General features: G+C 63.2%; 14 protein-coding genes. 8 read left to right on the top strand and 6 right to left on the bottom strand.

Going from position 1 to position 14,415, the window contains the following annotated elements:
* Window positions 1-177 precede the first annotated feature (177 nt).
* The gene (gene pdxR / locus AC0L2M_RS28175) at window positions 178-1,671 is read right to left on the bottom strand and encodes a MocR-like pyridoxine biosynthesis transcription factor PdxR (protein WP_473536473.1); all 1,494 of its coding nucleotides are present in this window, start codon (window positions 1,669-1,671) and stop codon (window positions 178-180) included.
* Window positions 1,672-1,797: 126 nt separating this feature from the next.
* On the opposite strand from pdxR, the gene AC0L2M_RS28170 reads away from it, so the two are divergent.
* From AC0L2M_RS28170 to AC0L2M_RS28160, 3 genes are all read left to right on the top strand, one after another.
* The gene (locus AC0L2M_RS28170) at window positions 1,798-1,947 is read left to right on the top strand and encodes a hypothetical protein (protein ID WP_287180570.1); all 150 of its coding nucleotides are present in this window, start codon (window positions 1,798-1,800) and stop codon (window positions 1,945-1,947) included.
* A gap of 94 nt (window positions 1,948-2,041) precedes the next feature.
* On the top strand, window positions 2,042-3,685 hold the full coding sequence (gene pgi / locus AC0L2M_RS28165; RefSeq protein WP_023802892.1) for a glucose-6-phosphate isomerase: 1,644 nt from the start codon (window positions 2,042-2,044) through the stop codon (window positions 3,683-3,685).
* Window positions 3,686-3,690: 5 nt separating this feature from the next.
* Entirely contained in the window at window positions 3,691-4,413 is a 723-nt protein-coding gene (locus AC0L2M_RS28160; protein WP_023802893.1) for an HAD family hydrolase, read from the top strand.
* Here AC0L2M_RS28160 and AC0L2M_RS28155 read toward each other — a convergent pair.
* On the bottom strand, window positions 4,397-5,158 hold the full coding sequence (locus tag AC0L2M_RS28155; RefSeq protein WP_473480047.1) for a class I SAM-dependent methyltransferase: 762 nt from the start codon (window positions 5,156-5,158) through the stop codon (window positions 4,397-4,399). The genes AC0L2M_RS28160 and AC0L2M_RS28155 overlap by 17 nt on opposite strands.
* 29 nt (window positions 5,159-5,187) lie before the next feature.
* Window positions 5,188-7,104: a long-chain-fatty-acid--CoA ligase gene (locus AC0L2M_RS28150; RefSeq protein ID WP_473536472.1), complete on the bottom strand. Its 1,917-nt coding sequence runs from the start codon at window positions 7,102-7,104 to the stop codon at window positions 5,188-5,190.
* 428 nt (window positions 7,105-7,532) lie between these two features.
* Here AC0L2M_RS28150 and AC0L2M_RS28145 point away from each other — a divergent pair, with 428 nt between their 5' ends.
* The 5 genes from AC0L2M_RS28145 to AC0L2M_RS28125 are packed head-to-tail and all read left to right on the top strand — an operon-like array spanning window position 7,533 to window position 12,833.
* Complete coding sequence (locus tag AC0L2M_RS28145; RefSeq protein WP_023802896.1) at window positions 7,533-9,125, top strand: ABC transporter substrate-binding protein; 1,593 nt, start codon at window positions 7,533-7,535, stop codon at window positions 9,123-9,125.
* A gap of 58 nt (window positions 9,126-9,183) precedes the next feature.
* Entirely contained in the window at window positions 9,184-10,191 is a 1,008-nt protein-coding gene (locus tag AC0L2M_RS28140; protein WP_023802897.1) for an ABC transporter permease subunit, read from the top strand.
* Between the two features lies 1 nt (window position 10,192).
* Window positions 10,193-11,110 (top strand): ABC transporter permease subunit, encoded by a 918-nt coding sequence (locus AC0L2M_RS28135; RefSeq protein ID WP_023802898.1) that lies wholly within the window; start codon window positions 10,193-10,195, stop codon window positions 11,108-11,110.
* A 2-nt stretch (window positions 11,111-11,112) separates the two neighbouring features.
* Entirely contained in the window at window positions 11,113-12,006 is an 894-nt protein-coding gene (locus tag AC0L2M_RS28130; RefSeq protein ID WP_023802899.1) for an ABC transporter ATP-binding protein, read from the top strand.
* Window positions 12,003-12,833: a dipeptide ABC transporter ATP-binding protein gene (locus tag AC0L2M_RS28125; protein ID WP_027151638.1), complete on the top strand. Its 831-nt coding sequence runs from the start codon at window positions 12,003-12,005 to the stop codon at window positions 12,831-12,833. Before AC0L2M_RS28130 ends, AC0L2M_RS28125 begins: the two co-directional genes overlap by 4 nt.
* 75 nt (window positions 12,834-12,908) lie before the next feature.
* Here AC0L2M_RS28125 and AC0L2M_RS28120 read toward each other — a convergent pair whose 3' ends face one another.
* The 3 genes from AC0L2M_RS28120 to AC0L2M_RS28110 all read right to left on the bottom strand — a co-directional run bounded on the left by AC0L2M_RS28120 (window position 12,909) and on the right by AC0L2M_RS28110 (window position 14,386).
* Window positions 12,909-13,442, bottom strand: a complete 534-nt coding sequence (locus AC0L2M_RS28120) for a DUF2380 domain-containing protein (protein WP_473536471.1) — start codon at window positions 13,440-13,442, stop codon at window positions 12,909-12,911.
* A 127-nt stretch (window positions 13,443-13,569) separates the two neighbouring features.
* Window positions 13,570-13,896 carry a hypothetical protein gene (locus AC0L2M_RS28115; protein WP_473536470.1) on the bottom strand — a complete coding sequence of 109 codons (327 nt, stop codon included), beginning with the start codon at window positions 13,894-13,896 and terminating at the stop codon, window positions 13,570-13,572.
* A gap of 64 nt (window positions 13,897-13,960) precedes the next feature.
* Entirely contained in the window at window positions 13,961-14,386 is a 426-nt protein-coding gene (locus AC0L2M_RS28110; RefSeq protein WP_023802903.1) for a globin family protein, read from the bottom strand.
* Window positions 14,387-14,415: the final 29 nt, after the last annotated feature.

Below are 14,415 nucleotides of genomic sequence, written 5' to 3'. Positions count from 1 at the left end.
CTCTAACACTTTCTTGCTTGCGCATGATCCTTTCCGGAAACCGAAGATTGGTTTCCGGGGTCATGCGCTATGCCTCGAACTATGCCGCCGGCATTGGCACAGCCTATGAGCCAGACGGTCCCGTCGCATATACCAGGGGGCTAAACAACGGTGGCCGGTCATGGCCCCGACGAGGCATCAGGCGGCGGCCGGCCTGCGCCCGGCCGCCGTCGCCAGCTCGCGGATGCCGGGCTCGATGTGCTGCAGCGCGATCGAGGAGATGCCGAGCCGCATGAAGCGCGACGGCTTTTCGGTGCGGTCGAAGAAACGGTCGCCGGGCTCGATGATGACGCTGCGCGAGGCGGCGGCCTCGGCCAGCCCGCGCGAATCGGTGCCGCGCGGCCCTTCGAGCCAGAGCGACGCGCCGCCGGCGGAATCGGTCGAGCGCCACTCCGGCAGGAAGGCGGAAATCGCATGGATCAGACGCTTGCGCCGTTCGTCGAAGGCGCTCGACAGCCGCCGCACCAGCGCCTCGTGATGGCCAAGCGACAGGAACAGCGCGACCGCGCGCTGGTTGTTGGCCGGCGGATGACGCAGCATGAAGCGGCGCAGCGCGCGAAGCTCGGAGATCAGCCCGGCCGAGGCGACGATGTAGCCGAGCCTAAGGCCCGGAGCCAGCGTCTTCGACATCGAGCCGACATAGATGACGCGGCCGGAACGGTCGAGGCTCTTCAGCGCCTGCTGCGGCGCCTCGTCCAGAAGCTGGCTGTCATAGCCGTCCTCGATGATGATCTGGTTGTGGCGATTGGCGCGCGCCAGCAAATCCTGCCGGCGCTCCGCCGACAGCGGCACCATGGTCGGGCAATGGTGGCTGGGCGTCACGAAGACGAAGCCGGAAACGTTGGGAATAGAAGCGGTTACAATGCCGGAATGGTCGACCGGGACCGGTGCGACGTCGGCACCCGCCAGCCGGAAGATCGAGCGTGCGTCGGGATAGCCGGGGTCTTCCATGGCCACCTTGGAGCCCTTGGTCATCAGCAGCGTCGCCAGCATGTAGAGCGCGTTCTGCGCGCCGAGCGTGACGATGATCTCATCGGGATTGGCGAAGATGCCGCGCCGCGGCAACAGCCGCGCCTGGATCTGCTCGATCAAAAGCGGATCGTCGCGGTCGACCATGTCGGACGCCCAATTGCGGATCTCGAGCACGGCCAGCGCCATGCGGTTGCACTCGCGCCACTCGGCTGTCGGGAACAGTGCCGGATCGAACTGGCCATAGACGAAGGGGTAGGACGACTTGATCCAGTTGTCGTGCTTGGCCGGCGGCGGCATGTCACTGGCCGCGATCTGCCGGCGCGCCTTCCAGTCGATCTCATTGGCCTGGTCTGGCGCCTTCTGGTGCGGTTTGGCCGGCGTCGCCAGCACGTCCGGATTGACGAAATGGCCGCGCCGTTCGCGCGCCACCAGGAAACCCTGGTCGACGAGCTGCTGGAATGCCAGCACGACGGTGCCGCGCGCCACGCCGAGTTTCTCGGCCAGGATCCGGCAGGACGGAAGCGGCATCGAAGCGGCGATTTGCCGGTCGAGGATGGCGGCGACGATTGCTTGGCGGATCTGCGCCTGCAGGGTCTGGCCGGATTCCGCCGAAATCCGGAACAGGCCGGACCATATGGCCGTGTCGTTTCGCTGTGGCATGGGGATGTTCCTCGATGGCCAGCCTTTTTCACCTGGCTGGACCAGTCGAATGTACCGGTGGCACAAGCTGTTGCGCCAATCAATTTTTCTGATCACTGGGATTTACGCCAGTGATCCTTCCCAAGGGTGACGCAAAGCGTCATCCCGCTGGTGACGCAGCGCGTAATCCCGCTGGTGACGCAAAGCGTCATCCGGCTGCCTGACGCAGCGCGCCATCCCCCGCGTGCCGCGTTGCGTCATCGCTGCCTGACGCAACGCGTCATCGCGGCGCATTGAAACCAGTCGATTTCGGCTAGATAGTTCGGCGCGACGACACGCGCCGGAAACACCCGGTCTGTTATGTTGGCATTTCAAGGCTCGGAGTAAGGCAGTGGATCAATCGTCCTTTCAAAAACAGCTCGACGCCCTGCGCGATCACCGTGCGGCCAAATCGGGCAGCATGCGCGAGGCTTTCGCCGCCGATCCGCAGCGCTTCGAAAAATTCTCCGCCACCGACGGGGACCTGCTGCTCGACTGGTCGAAATGCGCGGTCGATGCGCAGACGATGGATCTGCTCGAGAAGCTGGCGGCAGCCGCCGATCTCGAAGGCCGGCGCGCTGCGATGTTCTCGGGCAAGAAGATCAACGTCACCGAAGGCCGCGCCGTGCTGCACACCGCGCTGCGCAACCTGAACGGCAAGGGCATCGTGCTCGACGGCCAGGACGTCAAGGCGCAGGTTGTCGCCGTGCTCGATGCGATGGGCGGCTTCGCCGATGCCGTGCGCTCCGGCAAGGCGGCCGGCGCCACCGGCAAGAAGATCACCGACATCGTCAACATCGGCATCGGCGGGTCCGACCTTGGCCCGGCCATGGCGACGCTGGCGCTGGCGCCCTATCACGACGGGCCGCGCACGCATTACGTGTCGAACATCGATGGCGCCCATATCCACGACACGCTGAAGGGCCTCTCCGCCGAAACCACGCTGTTCATCGTTGCTTCCAAGACCTTCACCACCATCGAGACGATGACCAATGCCGAGACGGCGCGCGAATGGGTGCAGAAGGCGCTCGGCAAGGAAGCGGTCGGCAAGCATTTCGCCGCCGTCTCGACGGCGCTCGACCTGGTGGCCAAGTTCGGCATTGCGTCCGACCGCGTCTTCGGCTTCTGGGACTGGGTCGGCGGACGCTATTCGGTGTGGGGCGCGATCGGCCTGCCGGTGATGATCGCCGTCGGCCCGAAGAATTTTCGCGCCTTTCTCGATGGCGCGCATGCGATGGACGAACATTTCCAGACGGCGCCGCTGGCCAGCAACCTGCCGGCGCTGATGGGGCTGATCGGCTGGTGGCATCGGGTGATCTGCCAATACCCCGCCCGCGCCGTCATTCCCTACGACCAGCGCCTGTCCAGGCTGCCGGCCTATCTGCAGCAGCTCGATATGGAATCGAACGGCAAGAGCGTCACCCTCGACGGCGGCGCTGTCCAGACGCCGACCGGCCCGCTGGTCTGGGGCGAGCCCGGCACCAATGGCCAGCACGCCTTCTTCCAGCTGCTGCACCAGGGCACCGATTTCATTCCGGTCGAATTCCTCGCCGCAGCCATCGGCCATGAGCCGGATCTCAATCATCACCACGACCTGTTGCTCGCCAACTGCCTGGCGCAGTCGGAGGCGTTCATGAAGGGTCGCACGCTGGAGGAAGCGCGTGCGCAGATGCTGGCAAAGGGCATGGCGCCCACCGAGGTCGACAGGATCGCCCCGCATCGCGTCTTCTCCGGCAACCGGCCCTCGGTGACGATCCTCTACAGACAACTCGATCCGCATACGTTCGGACGGCTGATCGCGCTCTATGAGCACCGCGTCTTCGTCGAGGGCACGCTCTTCAACATCAATTCCTTCGACCAGTGGGGCGTCGAGTTGGGCAAGGAACTGGCGACCGGGCTGCTGCCTGTCGTGGAAGGCAAGGAGAATGCCGCAAAGCGGGACGCTTCGACTGCCGGACTGGTGGGACACATCCATCGATTGCGCGGATCGGAGTAAGCGGCTTGGCCGAGATCAAGGGAATATTGTTCGACAAGGACGGCACCCTTGTCGACTTCAACGCGACGTGGCTCGGCGTTGCCGATTTCATGGCGATGGATGCGGCGGAGGGCGACCGCTGGAAGGCCGACAGGCTGCTTGCCGCGGCGGGCTACGATTTCGCCACCAAACGCTTCAAGCCCGATTCCATCTTTGCCTCCGGCACCAACATGGATGTCGTCGAGCTTTGGTTTCCGCGACTGTCGGATGAAGACCAGATGCTTGCCGTCGCCCGCTTCAACGAGATCACGTCGGTGCAGGGCTCGTCGATGGCGGTGGCGCTGCCGGGCATCGTCGAGACGCTTGGCGTTCTTCACAGGAAATCCTACCGGCTCGGCGTCGCCACCAACGATTCGACCACTGGCGCTGAGAAGACATTGCTCACGCTGGGCGTCGCGCAGCTGTTCGACGCCGCCTATGGTTACGACGCGGTGGCCAATCCGAAACCGGCGCCCGACACGATCCTCGCCTTCTCGGACCTGACCGGCCTGAGGCCTGCCGCGATCGCCGTGGTCGGCGACAATCGCCACGATCTGGAGATGGCGCGGGCCGGCGGCTGCGGTCTGGCGATCGGCGTGCTTTCCGGCACCGGCACGCGGGAATCGCTGTCGCAGATCGCCGACGTCATTCTGGATTCGGTTGCCGATCTGCCCGACTTTCTTTCGGCAAAGGTCAAGGAGACGATCTGAACTCGCCTCCGGGTTGCTCCGGCTCGAACGAGAAGACGCCGCTCGGCTTCGTCGCCGTGCCTTGGCCGACATCCGGCACCTGGTATTCGGCCAGAAGGTGAAGCCGCGAGCGGGGCAAGTAGGCGCGGCCCGGGTCGCCGATCAGCACATTGATGCCGGCGGCCAGGCAGCGGTCGAGGAAGGGGATGACCCGGTCGGCGAGATCTTGCCGGTAAAACAAGTCGCCGGCTGCCACGACGTCCACTGGCGGCGGCGGACCAGCGGTGATGTCCTCGCCGACGACCGTGATTTCGACGCCGTTCGCCGCCGCATTGAGACCGAGCGCGGCGACGCCATTGCGGTCGATCTCGGATGCAATCACTTGGCTGGCGCCGGCCCTTGCCGCGGCGATACCGACGAGGCCAGACCCGGCGCCGAGATCGAGCACGCGAAGCCCAGCCACGGTCTCCGGCCGATCGAGGATGTAGCGGGCAAGCACCGCGCCGCCGGCCCAGGCATAGGCCCAGTAAGGAGGCTGCGGCTCGGGGCCATCCTCGTCGGCTTCGTTTGCTTCTTCTTCCGGCTCGGCTGCTCGTCCTTGTGGACGCGTCAGCCGCCACAGTCCGCTCGCTGGATGGGCTGCATAAAGCCGGATTTCGGGAAGCGCGGCAACAGGGGCGATACGCATGTTCGCCTTGATGAACGTTAGCGGATCGGGACGGGAAAGCGTATCCGCCGCGTCATCGACAGTAAGGCTATCGGCCAAAATTGTCCCTATTCCCGCCCAAATTCTTCCTATTCCCGCAACGCCCGCCGCAGGATCTTGCCGACCGGCGTCTTCGGCAGTTCGGTCCGAAACTCGATGTATTTTGGCCGCTTGTAACCGGTCAGGTTCTCGCGGCAATAGACAGTCAGCACCTCTGCGGTCAGCGACGGGTCCTTCTTGACGACGAACAGCTTCGGCACTTCGCCTGAATGCTCGTCCGGCACGCCGATCGCGGCCACTTCGAGCACGCCCGGATGCAGCGCCACCACTTCCTCGAGTTCGTTCGGATAGACGTTGAAGCCGGACACAAGGATCATGTCTTTCTTGCGGTCGACGATCTTGGTGAAGCCGCGCTCGTCCATGAAGCCCATGTCGCCCGACTTGAAGAAACCGTCCTTGGTCATCACCTTGGCGGTCTCGTCCGGCCGGTTCCAGTAACCGGCCATCACCTGTGGTCCGCGGATGCAGATCTCGCCGACTTCGCCGGGCGGCAAATCATTGCCGTCTTCGTCGCGGATGGCGATCTCGGTCGAGGGCAGCGGCAGGCCGATCGTGCCGGTGAAGTTGCCGTCGCTGAATGTGTTGGCGGTGGCCACCGGCGAGGTTTCCGAAAGCCCGTAGCCCTCGGTGACCGGGCAGCCGGTCAACGCCTTCCAGCGTTCGGCGACACCCTTCTGCACCGCCATGCCGCCACCCAGCGTCAGGATCAGCGGCCTGAAGTCGAGCTTGCGGAAATCCTCATTGTTGAGCAGCGCGTTGAACAGCGTGTTGAGGCCTGGAAAGATGTGGATCGGGTATTTGCCGAGTTGCTTGACGAAGCCGGGAATGTCGCGCGGATTGGGAATGAGTATGTTCTGGCCACCCAGTTGCATGCCCATCAGCGCGTTCACCGTCAGCGCGAAGATATGATAGAGCGGCAGCGCGCAGATGAAGTTGAGATGCGCCGGCTTGGGCTTGACCGTGAAGGCGTCCTCGATCCACAGCGCGTTCTGCGCGACGTTGGCCAGCACGTTGCTGTGCAGCAGCACCGCGCCCTTCGAGATGCCGGTGGTGCCGCCGGTATATTGCAGGAAGGCGACGTCGTCGGCAGCGACCTTCGCCGGCTTGAAATTCATGCCGGCGGCTGCCTTCAACGCTGCGTTGAACTTGACATGGCCCGGCAGCGACCAGGCCGGCACCATCTTCTTCACGCGGCGCACGACGAGATTGACGATCGTCCCCTTCAGGCCGCCAAGCATGTCGCCCATCGCCGCGACCACGACATGCTTGACCGCCGTTTTGGCGATCACCGCCTGCAAGGTGCTGGCGAAATTCTCGAGAATGACAATGGCTTGCGCGCCGGAATCCTTGAGCTGATGTTCCAGCTCGCGCGGCGTGTAGAGCGGGTTGACGTTGACCATGACATAGCCAGCGCGCAGCACTGCCATCATCGCAACCGGATATTGCAGCACGTTCGGCATCATCAGCGCCACGCGTGCGCCTTTCGGCAGTCCCGTCGATTGCAGATAGGCGCCGAAGGCGGCCGATTGCCGCTCGACTTCCGCATAGGTGATGGTCTTGCCCATGCAGGTAAAGGCAGGCCGGCTGGCGTACTGCTTGCAGACGTCGGCGAGCAGATCGCCGATGGAGCCGAAGGGCAGAGCGCCGATCTCGGCCGGAACGACTTTCGGATAGCTTTTGAGCCAGGGTTTTTCCGGCAATCCGGCGGCAACCACATTCGGCAGCCTTGTGGCCGGACCTGGGTTTGACGTCGATGCAGCCGCTGTCGGTGCTGCCTTCGCCGCTGGTTTGGCGGCGGCGGGCTTTGCGCCACCCTTGGCGGGCACCGCGGCCGCCTTCGGCTTGGCTTTGGCCGTCGGCGCTTTTAGCTTGTCGGGGCTGGCCGGTTTCGCAGCAGTTTTGGCCTTGGCTGTCGCTGGTGCCGTCGTCCTTGGTGTTTTTGCCACTCGTCCCTCCCTCGATTGTTCTTATTGTCTCTGCCTGCTCGCCGCGTCGCCTCCGAATGACAGAGACGTCCTCCACTGCTGCCGGCATCCAGGAAATCCAGCCTGTCATCTATGTATTGCGACTATCGGCAGCCGTGCAAGTCTGTGCCTGCGGCAAGGTGGGAAGAAATCGTCCGCGGCAACGACCAGCCGAAGGTCGCAGTTCCTCACCAACGCCGGGTTGAAGATCAATAAAAAAATGCAGTCGTTAACATTACCGTGATAGGCGGTAACTGACATTTTTTTCTCCTTTTTGGCGAGTGCGCAGAAATAAATTCTGCTTCCCATGGGGTAGGCAAACGGGGTGTTCCAAAGCCGGAAAAACGGTGCTTATATGCGCGCTTCACGAGCCTGATAGAGGGGCTTGGAAGAACATCAGGGAGTCCTCCATGAAAAAGAAACTGACTTTTGCGGCCGCGTTGCTGGCCGCAAGCGTCCTCGGCGGCATGGCCAATGCGAAACAGCTGGTCTACTGCTCGGAGGCGTCGCCGGCCGGCTTCGACCCGTCGCCGTGGAGCGGTGGCAACGATTTCGACGCGTCGTCGCGCACCATCTATTCGCGCCTGGTCGAGTTCGAACACGGCAAGACCACCATCACGCCTGGCCTCGCCGAGAGCTGGACGGTTTCCGACGACGGTCTCGAATACACGTTCAAGCTTCGGCCGGGCGTGAAGTTCCAGACCACCGACTACTTCACGCCGACGCGCGATCTCAACGCCGACGACGTGATCTTCTCCTTCGAGCGCCAGTGGAAGAAGGAAAACCCGTGGTTCGACTATCTGGCAGGCACCGGCTGGGAATATTTTGCCGGCATGGGCTTCCCGGATCTTCTCAAGGAAATCGTCAAGGTCGACGACCTGACGGTGAAGTTCGTGCTGAACAAGCCTGAGGTCGCTTTTCTGCCGGATCTCGGCATGGATTTCGCTTCGATCGTCTCCAAGGAATATGCCGACCAGCTCGACAAGGCTGGCACCAGGCAGCAATTCACCCAGAAGCCGATCGGCACCGGTCCGTTCCAGTTCGTCGACTACCAGGTCGACGCGGTCATCCGCTATGCGGCATGGGACGGCTACTATGGCGGCCGCCAGAAGATCGACGATCTGATCTTTGCCATCACCACCGATCCGGCCGTGCGCGCGCAGAAGCTGAAGGCGGGCGAGTGCGATATCATGTCGTACCCGGCGCCGGCCGACATTGCCGGCCTGAAAGCCGACCCGAACCTCAAGGTCGACGAGCAGGAAGGCCTGAACATCGGCTACATGGCCTACAACACGACGCAGGCGCCCTTCGACAAGGTCGAGGTCCGCAAGGCCCTCAACATGGCCGTCAACAAGCAGGCCATTCTCGATGCGGTCTATCAGGGTGCTGGCCAGGCGGCGATAAACCCGATCCCGCCGACGATGTGGTCCTATAACAAGGAGGTCAAGGACGATCCGTACGATCCCGACGCGGCCAAGAAGATGCTGACGGATGCCGGCGTCACGGATCTGTCGATGAAGATCTGGGCAATGCCGGTCAGCCGCCCGTACAATCCGAACGCCCAACGGGTCGCGGAACTGATCCAGGCCGACTACGCCAAGATCGGCGTGAAGGCCGAGATCGTCAGCTACGAATGGACCGAGTATCGCGAACGCGGCAAGCAGAAGGACCGTGACGGCGCCTTCCAGCTCGGCTGGACCGGCGACAATGGCGACCCGGACAACTTCCTGTTCCTGCTCGGCTGCGATGCCATCGGCCAATCCAACTATGCGATCTGGTGCAACCAGGAGTTCGAAGCCCTGCTGCAGAAGGGCAAGGCGACCACGGACGTCGCCGAGCGCACCAAGATCTACGAGGAGGCTCAGGTCGTGTTCAAGCGTGAGGCGCCGTGGCTGACCATCGCCCATTCCAAGGTCTTCATGCCGATGAACAAGAAAGTTACGGGCTTCGTCATGGATCCGCTCGGCATTCATCGGTTTGACGGCGTCGACGTCGCCGAATAACTGCTGAGAAATAGAACGGCGACGCTGGACTTAAAGCGCCGCCGTTCTATGAAGCAAGATGCTCCGCTATCTCCTCCACAAGCTCGCCTTGATCATCCCGACCGTGTTCGGCATATCGCTGGCGGCGTTCGCTTTCGTCCGGCTTCTGCCGGGCGACCCGATCACGGCCCTGGCCGGCGAGCGCGGCGTCAGCCCGGAACGCTACGCCGAGCTTGTCGAGCGGTTTGGCTACAACCGGCCCTATGTCGTCCAGTATCTGGAGTATATCGGCAGGGTCCTGACCGGCGACTTCGGCATATCGCTCGCCACCAAGCGGCCGGTGCTCGGTGAATTCCAGGCGCTGTTTCCGGCGACGCTGGAACTGGCGACGATCGCGCTGATCATCGCCGTGCTCATCGGCATTCCCGCCGGCATCTTCGCCGCGGTCAAGCGCGGATCCTGGTTCGACCAGGCGACGATGGGCGTGGCGCTGACCGGCTATTCGATGCCGATCTTCTGGTGGGGACTGCTGCTCATCATCTTCTTCTCCGGCTATCTCGGCTGGACGCCGGTTTCCGGCCGTATCGGCCTTCAATATTTCTTCAAGCCGACGACGGGGTTCATGCTGATCGACAGCCTGATCTCCGGCAAGAGCGGCGCTTTCAGGTCCGCCGCCAGTCATCTTGTCCTGCCGGCGATCGTGCTGGCGACAATCCCGCTCGCCGTCATAGCGCGCCAGACGCGGTCGGCGATGCTGGAGGTGCTGGGCGAAGACTACGTCCGCACCGCCCGCGCCAAGGGCCTGGCGCCGCGTCGCGTCATCGGGCTCCACGCTTTTCGCAATGCGCTGATCCCCGTCGTCACCACCATCGGCCTGCAGGTCGGCACGCTGATGGCGGGCGCCATCCTGACCGAAACGATCTTTTCCTGGCCCGGTATCGGCAAGTGGATGATCGACGCGATCGCCAAGCGCGACTATGTTGTCGTCCAGAGCGGCTTGCTGATCATCGCGCTGATCGTCATGGCGGTGAACCTGATCGTCGACGTGCTCTACGCCGTCATCAACCCACGTATCCGGGTGCAGTGAGATGACCGACCAAACCACGGCAGAAGCCACCGCCGCCTCCATTCCGACCGGCGGCCGGCAACGCGCCTTCACCGAGTTCTGGCATTACTACTCGATGAACACCGGAGCCGTCATCGGCCTGGTCGTGTTCACTGCCCTGGTGCTGGTGGCGATCTTCGCGCCGCTGGTCGCACCGCATTCGCCTGACGAACAGTTTCGCGATGCGCTGCTGGCGCCGCCGGCCTGGCAGGAGGGCGGCAGATCGACGTTCCTGCTCGGCACCGACGCCGTCGGCCGCGACATGCTTTCGCGGCTGATTTTCGGGGCGCGGTTCTCGCTGTTCATCGGACTGGTCGTCGTCGTTTTCTCGCTGACCAGCGGCATCGTCCTCGGCGTGCTCGCTGGCTACTTCCGCGGCTGGGTCGATACGCTGATCATGCGCGTCATGGACGTCATCCTGGCCTTCCCGTCGCTGCTGCTTGCCCTGGTTCTGGTGGCGATCCTCGGACCCGGCCTGTTCAACGCCATGCTGGCGATCGCGCTGGTGCTGCAGCCGCATTTCGCGCGGCTCACCCGTGCGGCGGTGATGGCCGAAAAGAATCGCGAATATGTGATCTCCGCCAAGGTGGCCGGTGCCAGCCATCTCAGGCTGATGGTGAAGACGATCCTGCCGAACTGCATGGCGCCGCTGATCGTGCAGGCGACGCTGTCCTTCTCCAACGCCATTCTCGAGGCCGCGGCTCTTGGCTTCCTTGGCGTCGGCGCGCAGCCGCCAACCCCGGAATGGGGCACCATGCTGGCCACGGCGCGCGAGTTCATCCTGCGCGCGCCATGGGTGGTGACCTTCCCCGGCCTTGCCATCCTGATCACGGTGCTTGCGATCAACCTGATCGGCGATGGCCTGCGCGATGCCTTCGACCCCAAGCTGAAGAGGTCGTGACCATGCCTCTTCTCGAGATCAAGAACCTCACCGTGTCGTTTGATACCGCCGCCGGACCGTTCATGGCCGTGCAAGGCATCGACCTGTCGATCGAGCCGCGCGAGGTGCTGGCGATCGTCGGCGAATCCGGCTCCGGCAAATCGGTGGCGATGCTGGCGGTGATGGGGCTGTTGCCGAACACGGCGACGGTAAAGGCCGATCGCATGGCCTTCGACGGCATCGACCTGCTTGAGCTCAGCCCGTCCGAGCGCCGCAAGATCGTCGGCAAGGACATCTCGATGATCTTCCAGGAGCCGATCGCCAGCCTCAACCCGTGCTTCACCGCTGGTTTCCAGATCGAGGAGGTGCTGCGCTTCCATTTGGGCATGGACCGCGCCCAGCGCCGCGCCCGTGCCATCGAACTGATGAAGCTGGTCGGCATCGCCGATCCGGAAGAGCGGCTGAACTCATTCCCGCACCAGATGTCGGGCGGCCAGTGCCAGCGCGTCATGATCGCCATCGCCATCGCCTGCAATCCGAAGCTGCTGATCGCCGATGAGCCGACCACCGCGCTCGACGTCACCATCCAGAAGCAGATTCTCGACCTTTTGGTCGGCCTGCAGGCCAAATACGGCATGGGGCTGATCATGATCACCCACAATATGGGCGTCGTGGCCGAGACAGCCGACCGCGTCATCGTCCAGTACAAGGGCCGCAAGATGGAAGAGGCCGACGTTCTGTCGCTGTTCGAGCAGCCGAAGAGCAACTACACGCGGGCGCTGCTGTCGGCGCTGCCGGAAAACGCCGTCGGCGACCGGCTGCCGACCATTTCCGACATGCTGTTCGAACCGGCCCCCTCTGCTGCGGGAACCGGGCCTGCTGCTGGAAGCGGGCCTGCAACGGGAGCCGCGTCATGAGCGTGACGGTTCTCGAAGGCAAGAACATCGTGCGCGACTACCATGTCGGCGGCGGCCTGTTTCGTCCCTCGCGCACGGTGCACGCGGTCAAGGGCGTTTCGTTCAGCGTCGACAAGGGCAAGACGCTGGCGATCGTCGGCGAAAGCGGCTGCGGCAAGTCAACGCTCGCACGTATCATCACGCTGATCGATCCGGCGACGGCGGGCGAGCTCTTCATCGACGGCAACAAGGTCGACATCGCCAGGGATGGGCTGACGAAGGAGATGCGCCGCAAGGTGCAGATCGTCTTCCAGAACCCCTACGGTTCGCTCAATCCGCGCCAGAAGATCGGCGACGTGCTGGGCGAGCCGCTGCTCATCAACACCGATACGCCGGCCGACGAACGGCGCGATCTCGCCATGAAGATGCTGAAGAAGGTCGGCCTCGGACCGGAGCATTACAACCGTTACCCGCACATGTTCTCGGGCGGCCAGCGCCAGCGCATCGCCATTGCCCGCGCGCTGATGCTCAATCCGAGCCTTTTGGTGCTCGACGAACCGGTCTCGGCGCTCGATCTGTCGGTGCAGGCGCAGGTGCTCAACCTGCTCGCCGACCTGCAGGACGAGTTCGAGCTAACCTATGTCTTCATCAGCCACGACCTGTCGGTGGTGCGCTACATCGCCGACGAGGTGATGGTCATGTATTATGGCGAGGCCGTCGAGTACGGCTCGCGCGACGAGGTCTTTGCCGACCCCAAGCACAGCTACACCAAAACGCTGTTCGCGGCGACGCCGCGCGCCGACGTCGCCAGCATCAAGGCGAGGCTGGCGAAGAAGAAGGCCGCCTGACGCCGCAATTGCGGTACCCAGCCCATGCTGAGGTTCAGGGCGCCGGCTGATCAAAGGCTACAGCGACCGCGATTCCTACGGAATGCAGTGCTTCTCGACGTCACGCGCCGTGAACTCTGCTGCTCGCCGCCATGCTTCGTCGGTATCTCCCCGGAAAGTCAGGTATCGATCGCAGACAGGTTTGTTGTTGCTCAAATCCAGCACTGCAAACTTCACCCAGCCGACCAGCGTGCTCATCTTGTGCACCTGGCCGATCAGGAGATATTTCGCGCTGGCTGTTTTTGCCTGTTTCGAGAGATCGACAAGGCCGGGGTCCTTGATGGTGCACTGTTCTGCCTGACAGGGTAACGCGACGAGCTTGATCTTCTCAGAAAGGCCATCCTGCAACGCAACGCCAAATGCCTTCAGTCGCGCTTCGTGTTCGGCAGTCTGGTCCCTGACTTCGCCTGATGTATCCCTGAACTCGAAATCCGCGACGGCGAGGGTCGCTGGCTCGACGACATCGGCAAAAGCGGCCGGCGCAAGTAGACCAGCGACCATCAGGATCAGGAAAAATTGTCCACACTCAAAAAGTCGAAATCGAACTTCCGCACTTTGCACCTTGAGCATCTCGTTTCTCCGAGGTTAGGACGATACCCATCCCAATGACGGTGCCGATTTGTCTCTTCGCGCTGCTGGAAGACGCGGAAGCGGGCGCAGACTACCCGGTTGCGTCGCGACGTCAACTTTCAACCTGTTACTGGGTGGACTCCACCTCCGCCACAACCAGCTTGCCTTTGGCGCGCGAGATTTCGAGTGCCTGGCCGGCCCCTGCCAACGCGCCCGGGACCGAGATCACGAACGCCTGGCCCTCGCTGAGGGTCGCGACGAAGCGCACTGGCAGGTTTTCTTCGCCCGCCGCCATCGTGGTGACCACCCGGTAGCCGTCATCCGCCTCCGTGTAGTAGACGACGCCATGAAAATTGCCGAGATTAACGGTCCCACCCTGACGGGCAGTGAGTTCGCCGGCAGAAGCGGAACCTGCCACGACGCAAAGCGCCGCAAGTGCTGTGTATCTGAACATCGTGTTTCTCTCCATTTGGAATTGTCGTTGGGTGGGTGGTCGCCTGCGGCTGCATCCCCCAAAATTACGCTGCGAGCTGATCCTCACGGGCAGCCGCGATCATTACGCTGGCGAGCAACCCGTAGGCCGCCTCCCAAGCCTCGCGGACAGCCGGCGTAAAAGCCGTGCCGAGGCCGGCCGCCAGCGTCTCGATGAGCGCTTGCCCGACGATCGGGTAATGACGCTCCTCGACACCGTAAGTCACGTGACGCCTGGCGAGCACGCGCACCGTCGGCAGGATCGTGTCGGCTCGGTCCAGTCCATGCACGACGAAGCCGAGGCTCGCTATCAGCTTGGCGCCTTGCTTGGTCATGTCTGTCACCGGAAACAGCGCGCGAAGATCCGCGTCGATCGCGAACAGGCGCTCGTAGAACAGCGCGGCGGCGGCCACGCGGATCGGCACGATCTCGCGAAAACTGTCCTGGACAAGTCTGGTCTGGTCGGGTGTCATCGGCGACGCTCCTGCGTTCCTGGTCTTGC

Source organism: Mesorhizobium sp. WSM4806 (assembly GCF_055811635.1).
Note: the sequence above shows the minus strand (reverse complement) of the source record. Positions and strands in the feature narration are given on the sequence as shown.

Bases quoted from the DNA above. Each gene is read 5' to 3' on its own strand.
- pdxR (WP_473536473.1), bottom strand. From the start codon at position 1,671: ATGCCACAGCGAAACGACACGGCCATATGGTCCGGCCTGTTCCGGATT.
- AC0L2M_RS28145 (WP_023802896.1), top strand. From the start codon at position 7,533: ATGAAAAAGAAACTGACTTTTGCGGCCGCGTTGCTGGCCGCAAGCGTC.
- AC0L2M_RS28140 (WP_023802897.1), top strand. From the start codon at position 9,184: ATGCTCCGCTATCTCCTCCACAAGCTCGCCTTGATCATCCCGACCGTG.
- AC0L2M_RS28135 (WP_023802898.1), top strand. From the start codon at position 10,193: ATGACCGACCAAACCACGGCAGAAGCCACCGCCGCCTCCATTCCGACC.
- AC0L2M_RS28130 (WP_023802899.1), top strand. From the start codon at position 11,113: ATGCCTCTTCTCGAGATCAAGAACCTCACCGTGTCGTTTGATACCGCC.
- AC0L2M_RS28125 (WP_027151638.1), top strand. From the start codon at position 12,003: ATGAGCGTGACGGTTCTCGAAGGCAAGAACATCGTGCGCGACTACCAT.
- AC0L2M_RS28120 (WP_473536471.1), bottom strand. From the start codon at position 13,442: ATGCTCAAGGTGCAAAGTGCGGAAGTTCGATTTCGACTTTTTGAGTGT.
- AC0L2M_RS28115 (WP_473536470.1), bottom strand. From the start codon at position 13,896: ATGTTCAGATACACAGCACTTGCGGCGCTTTGCGTCGTGGCAGGTTCC.
- AC0L2M_RS28110 (WP_023802903.1), bottom strand. From the start codon at position 14,386: ATGACACCCGACCAGACCAGACTTGTCCAGGACAGTTTTCGCGAGATC.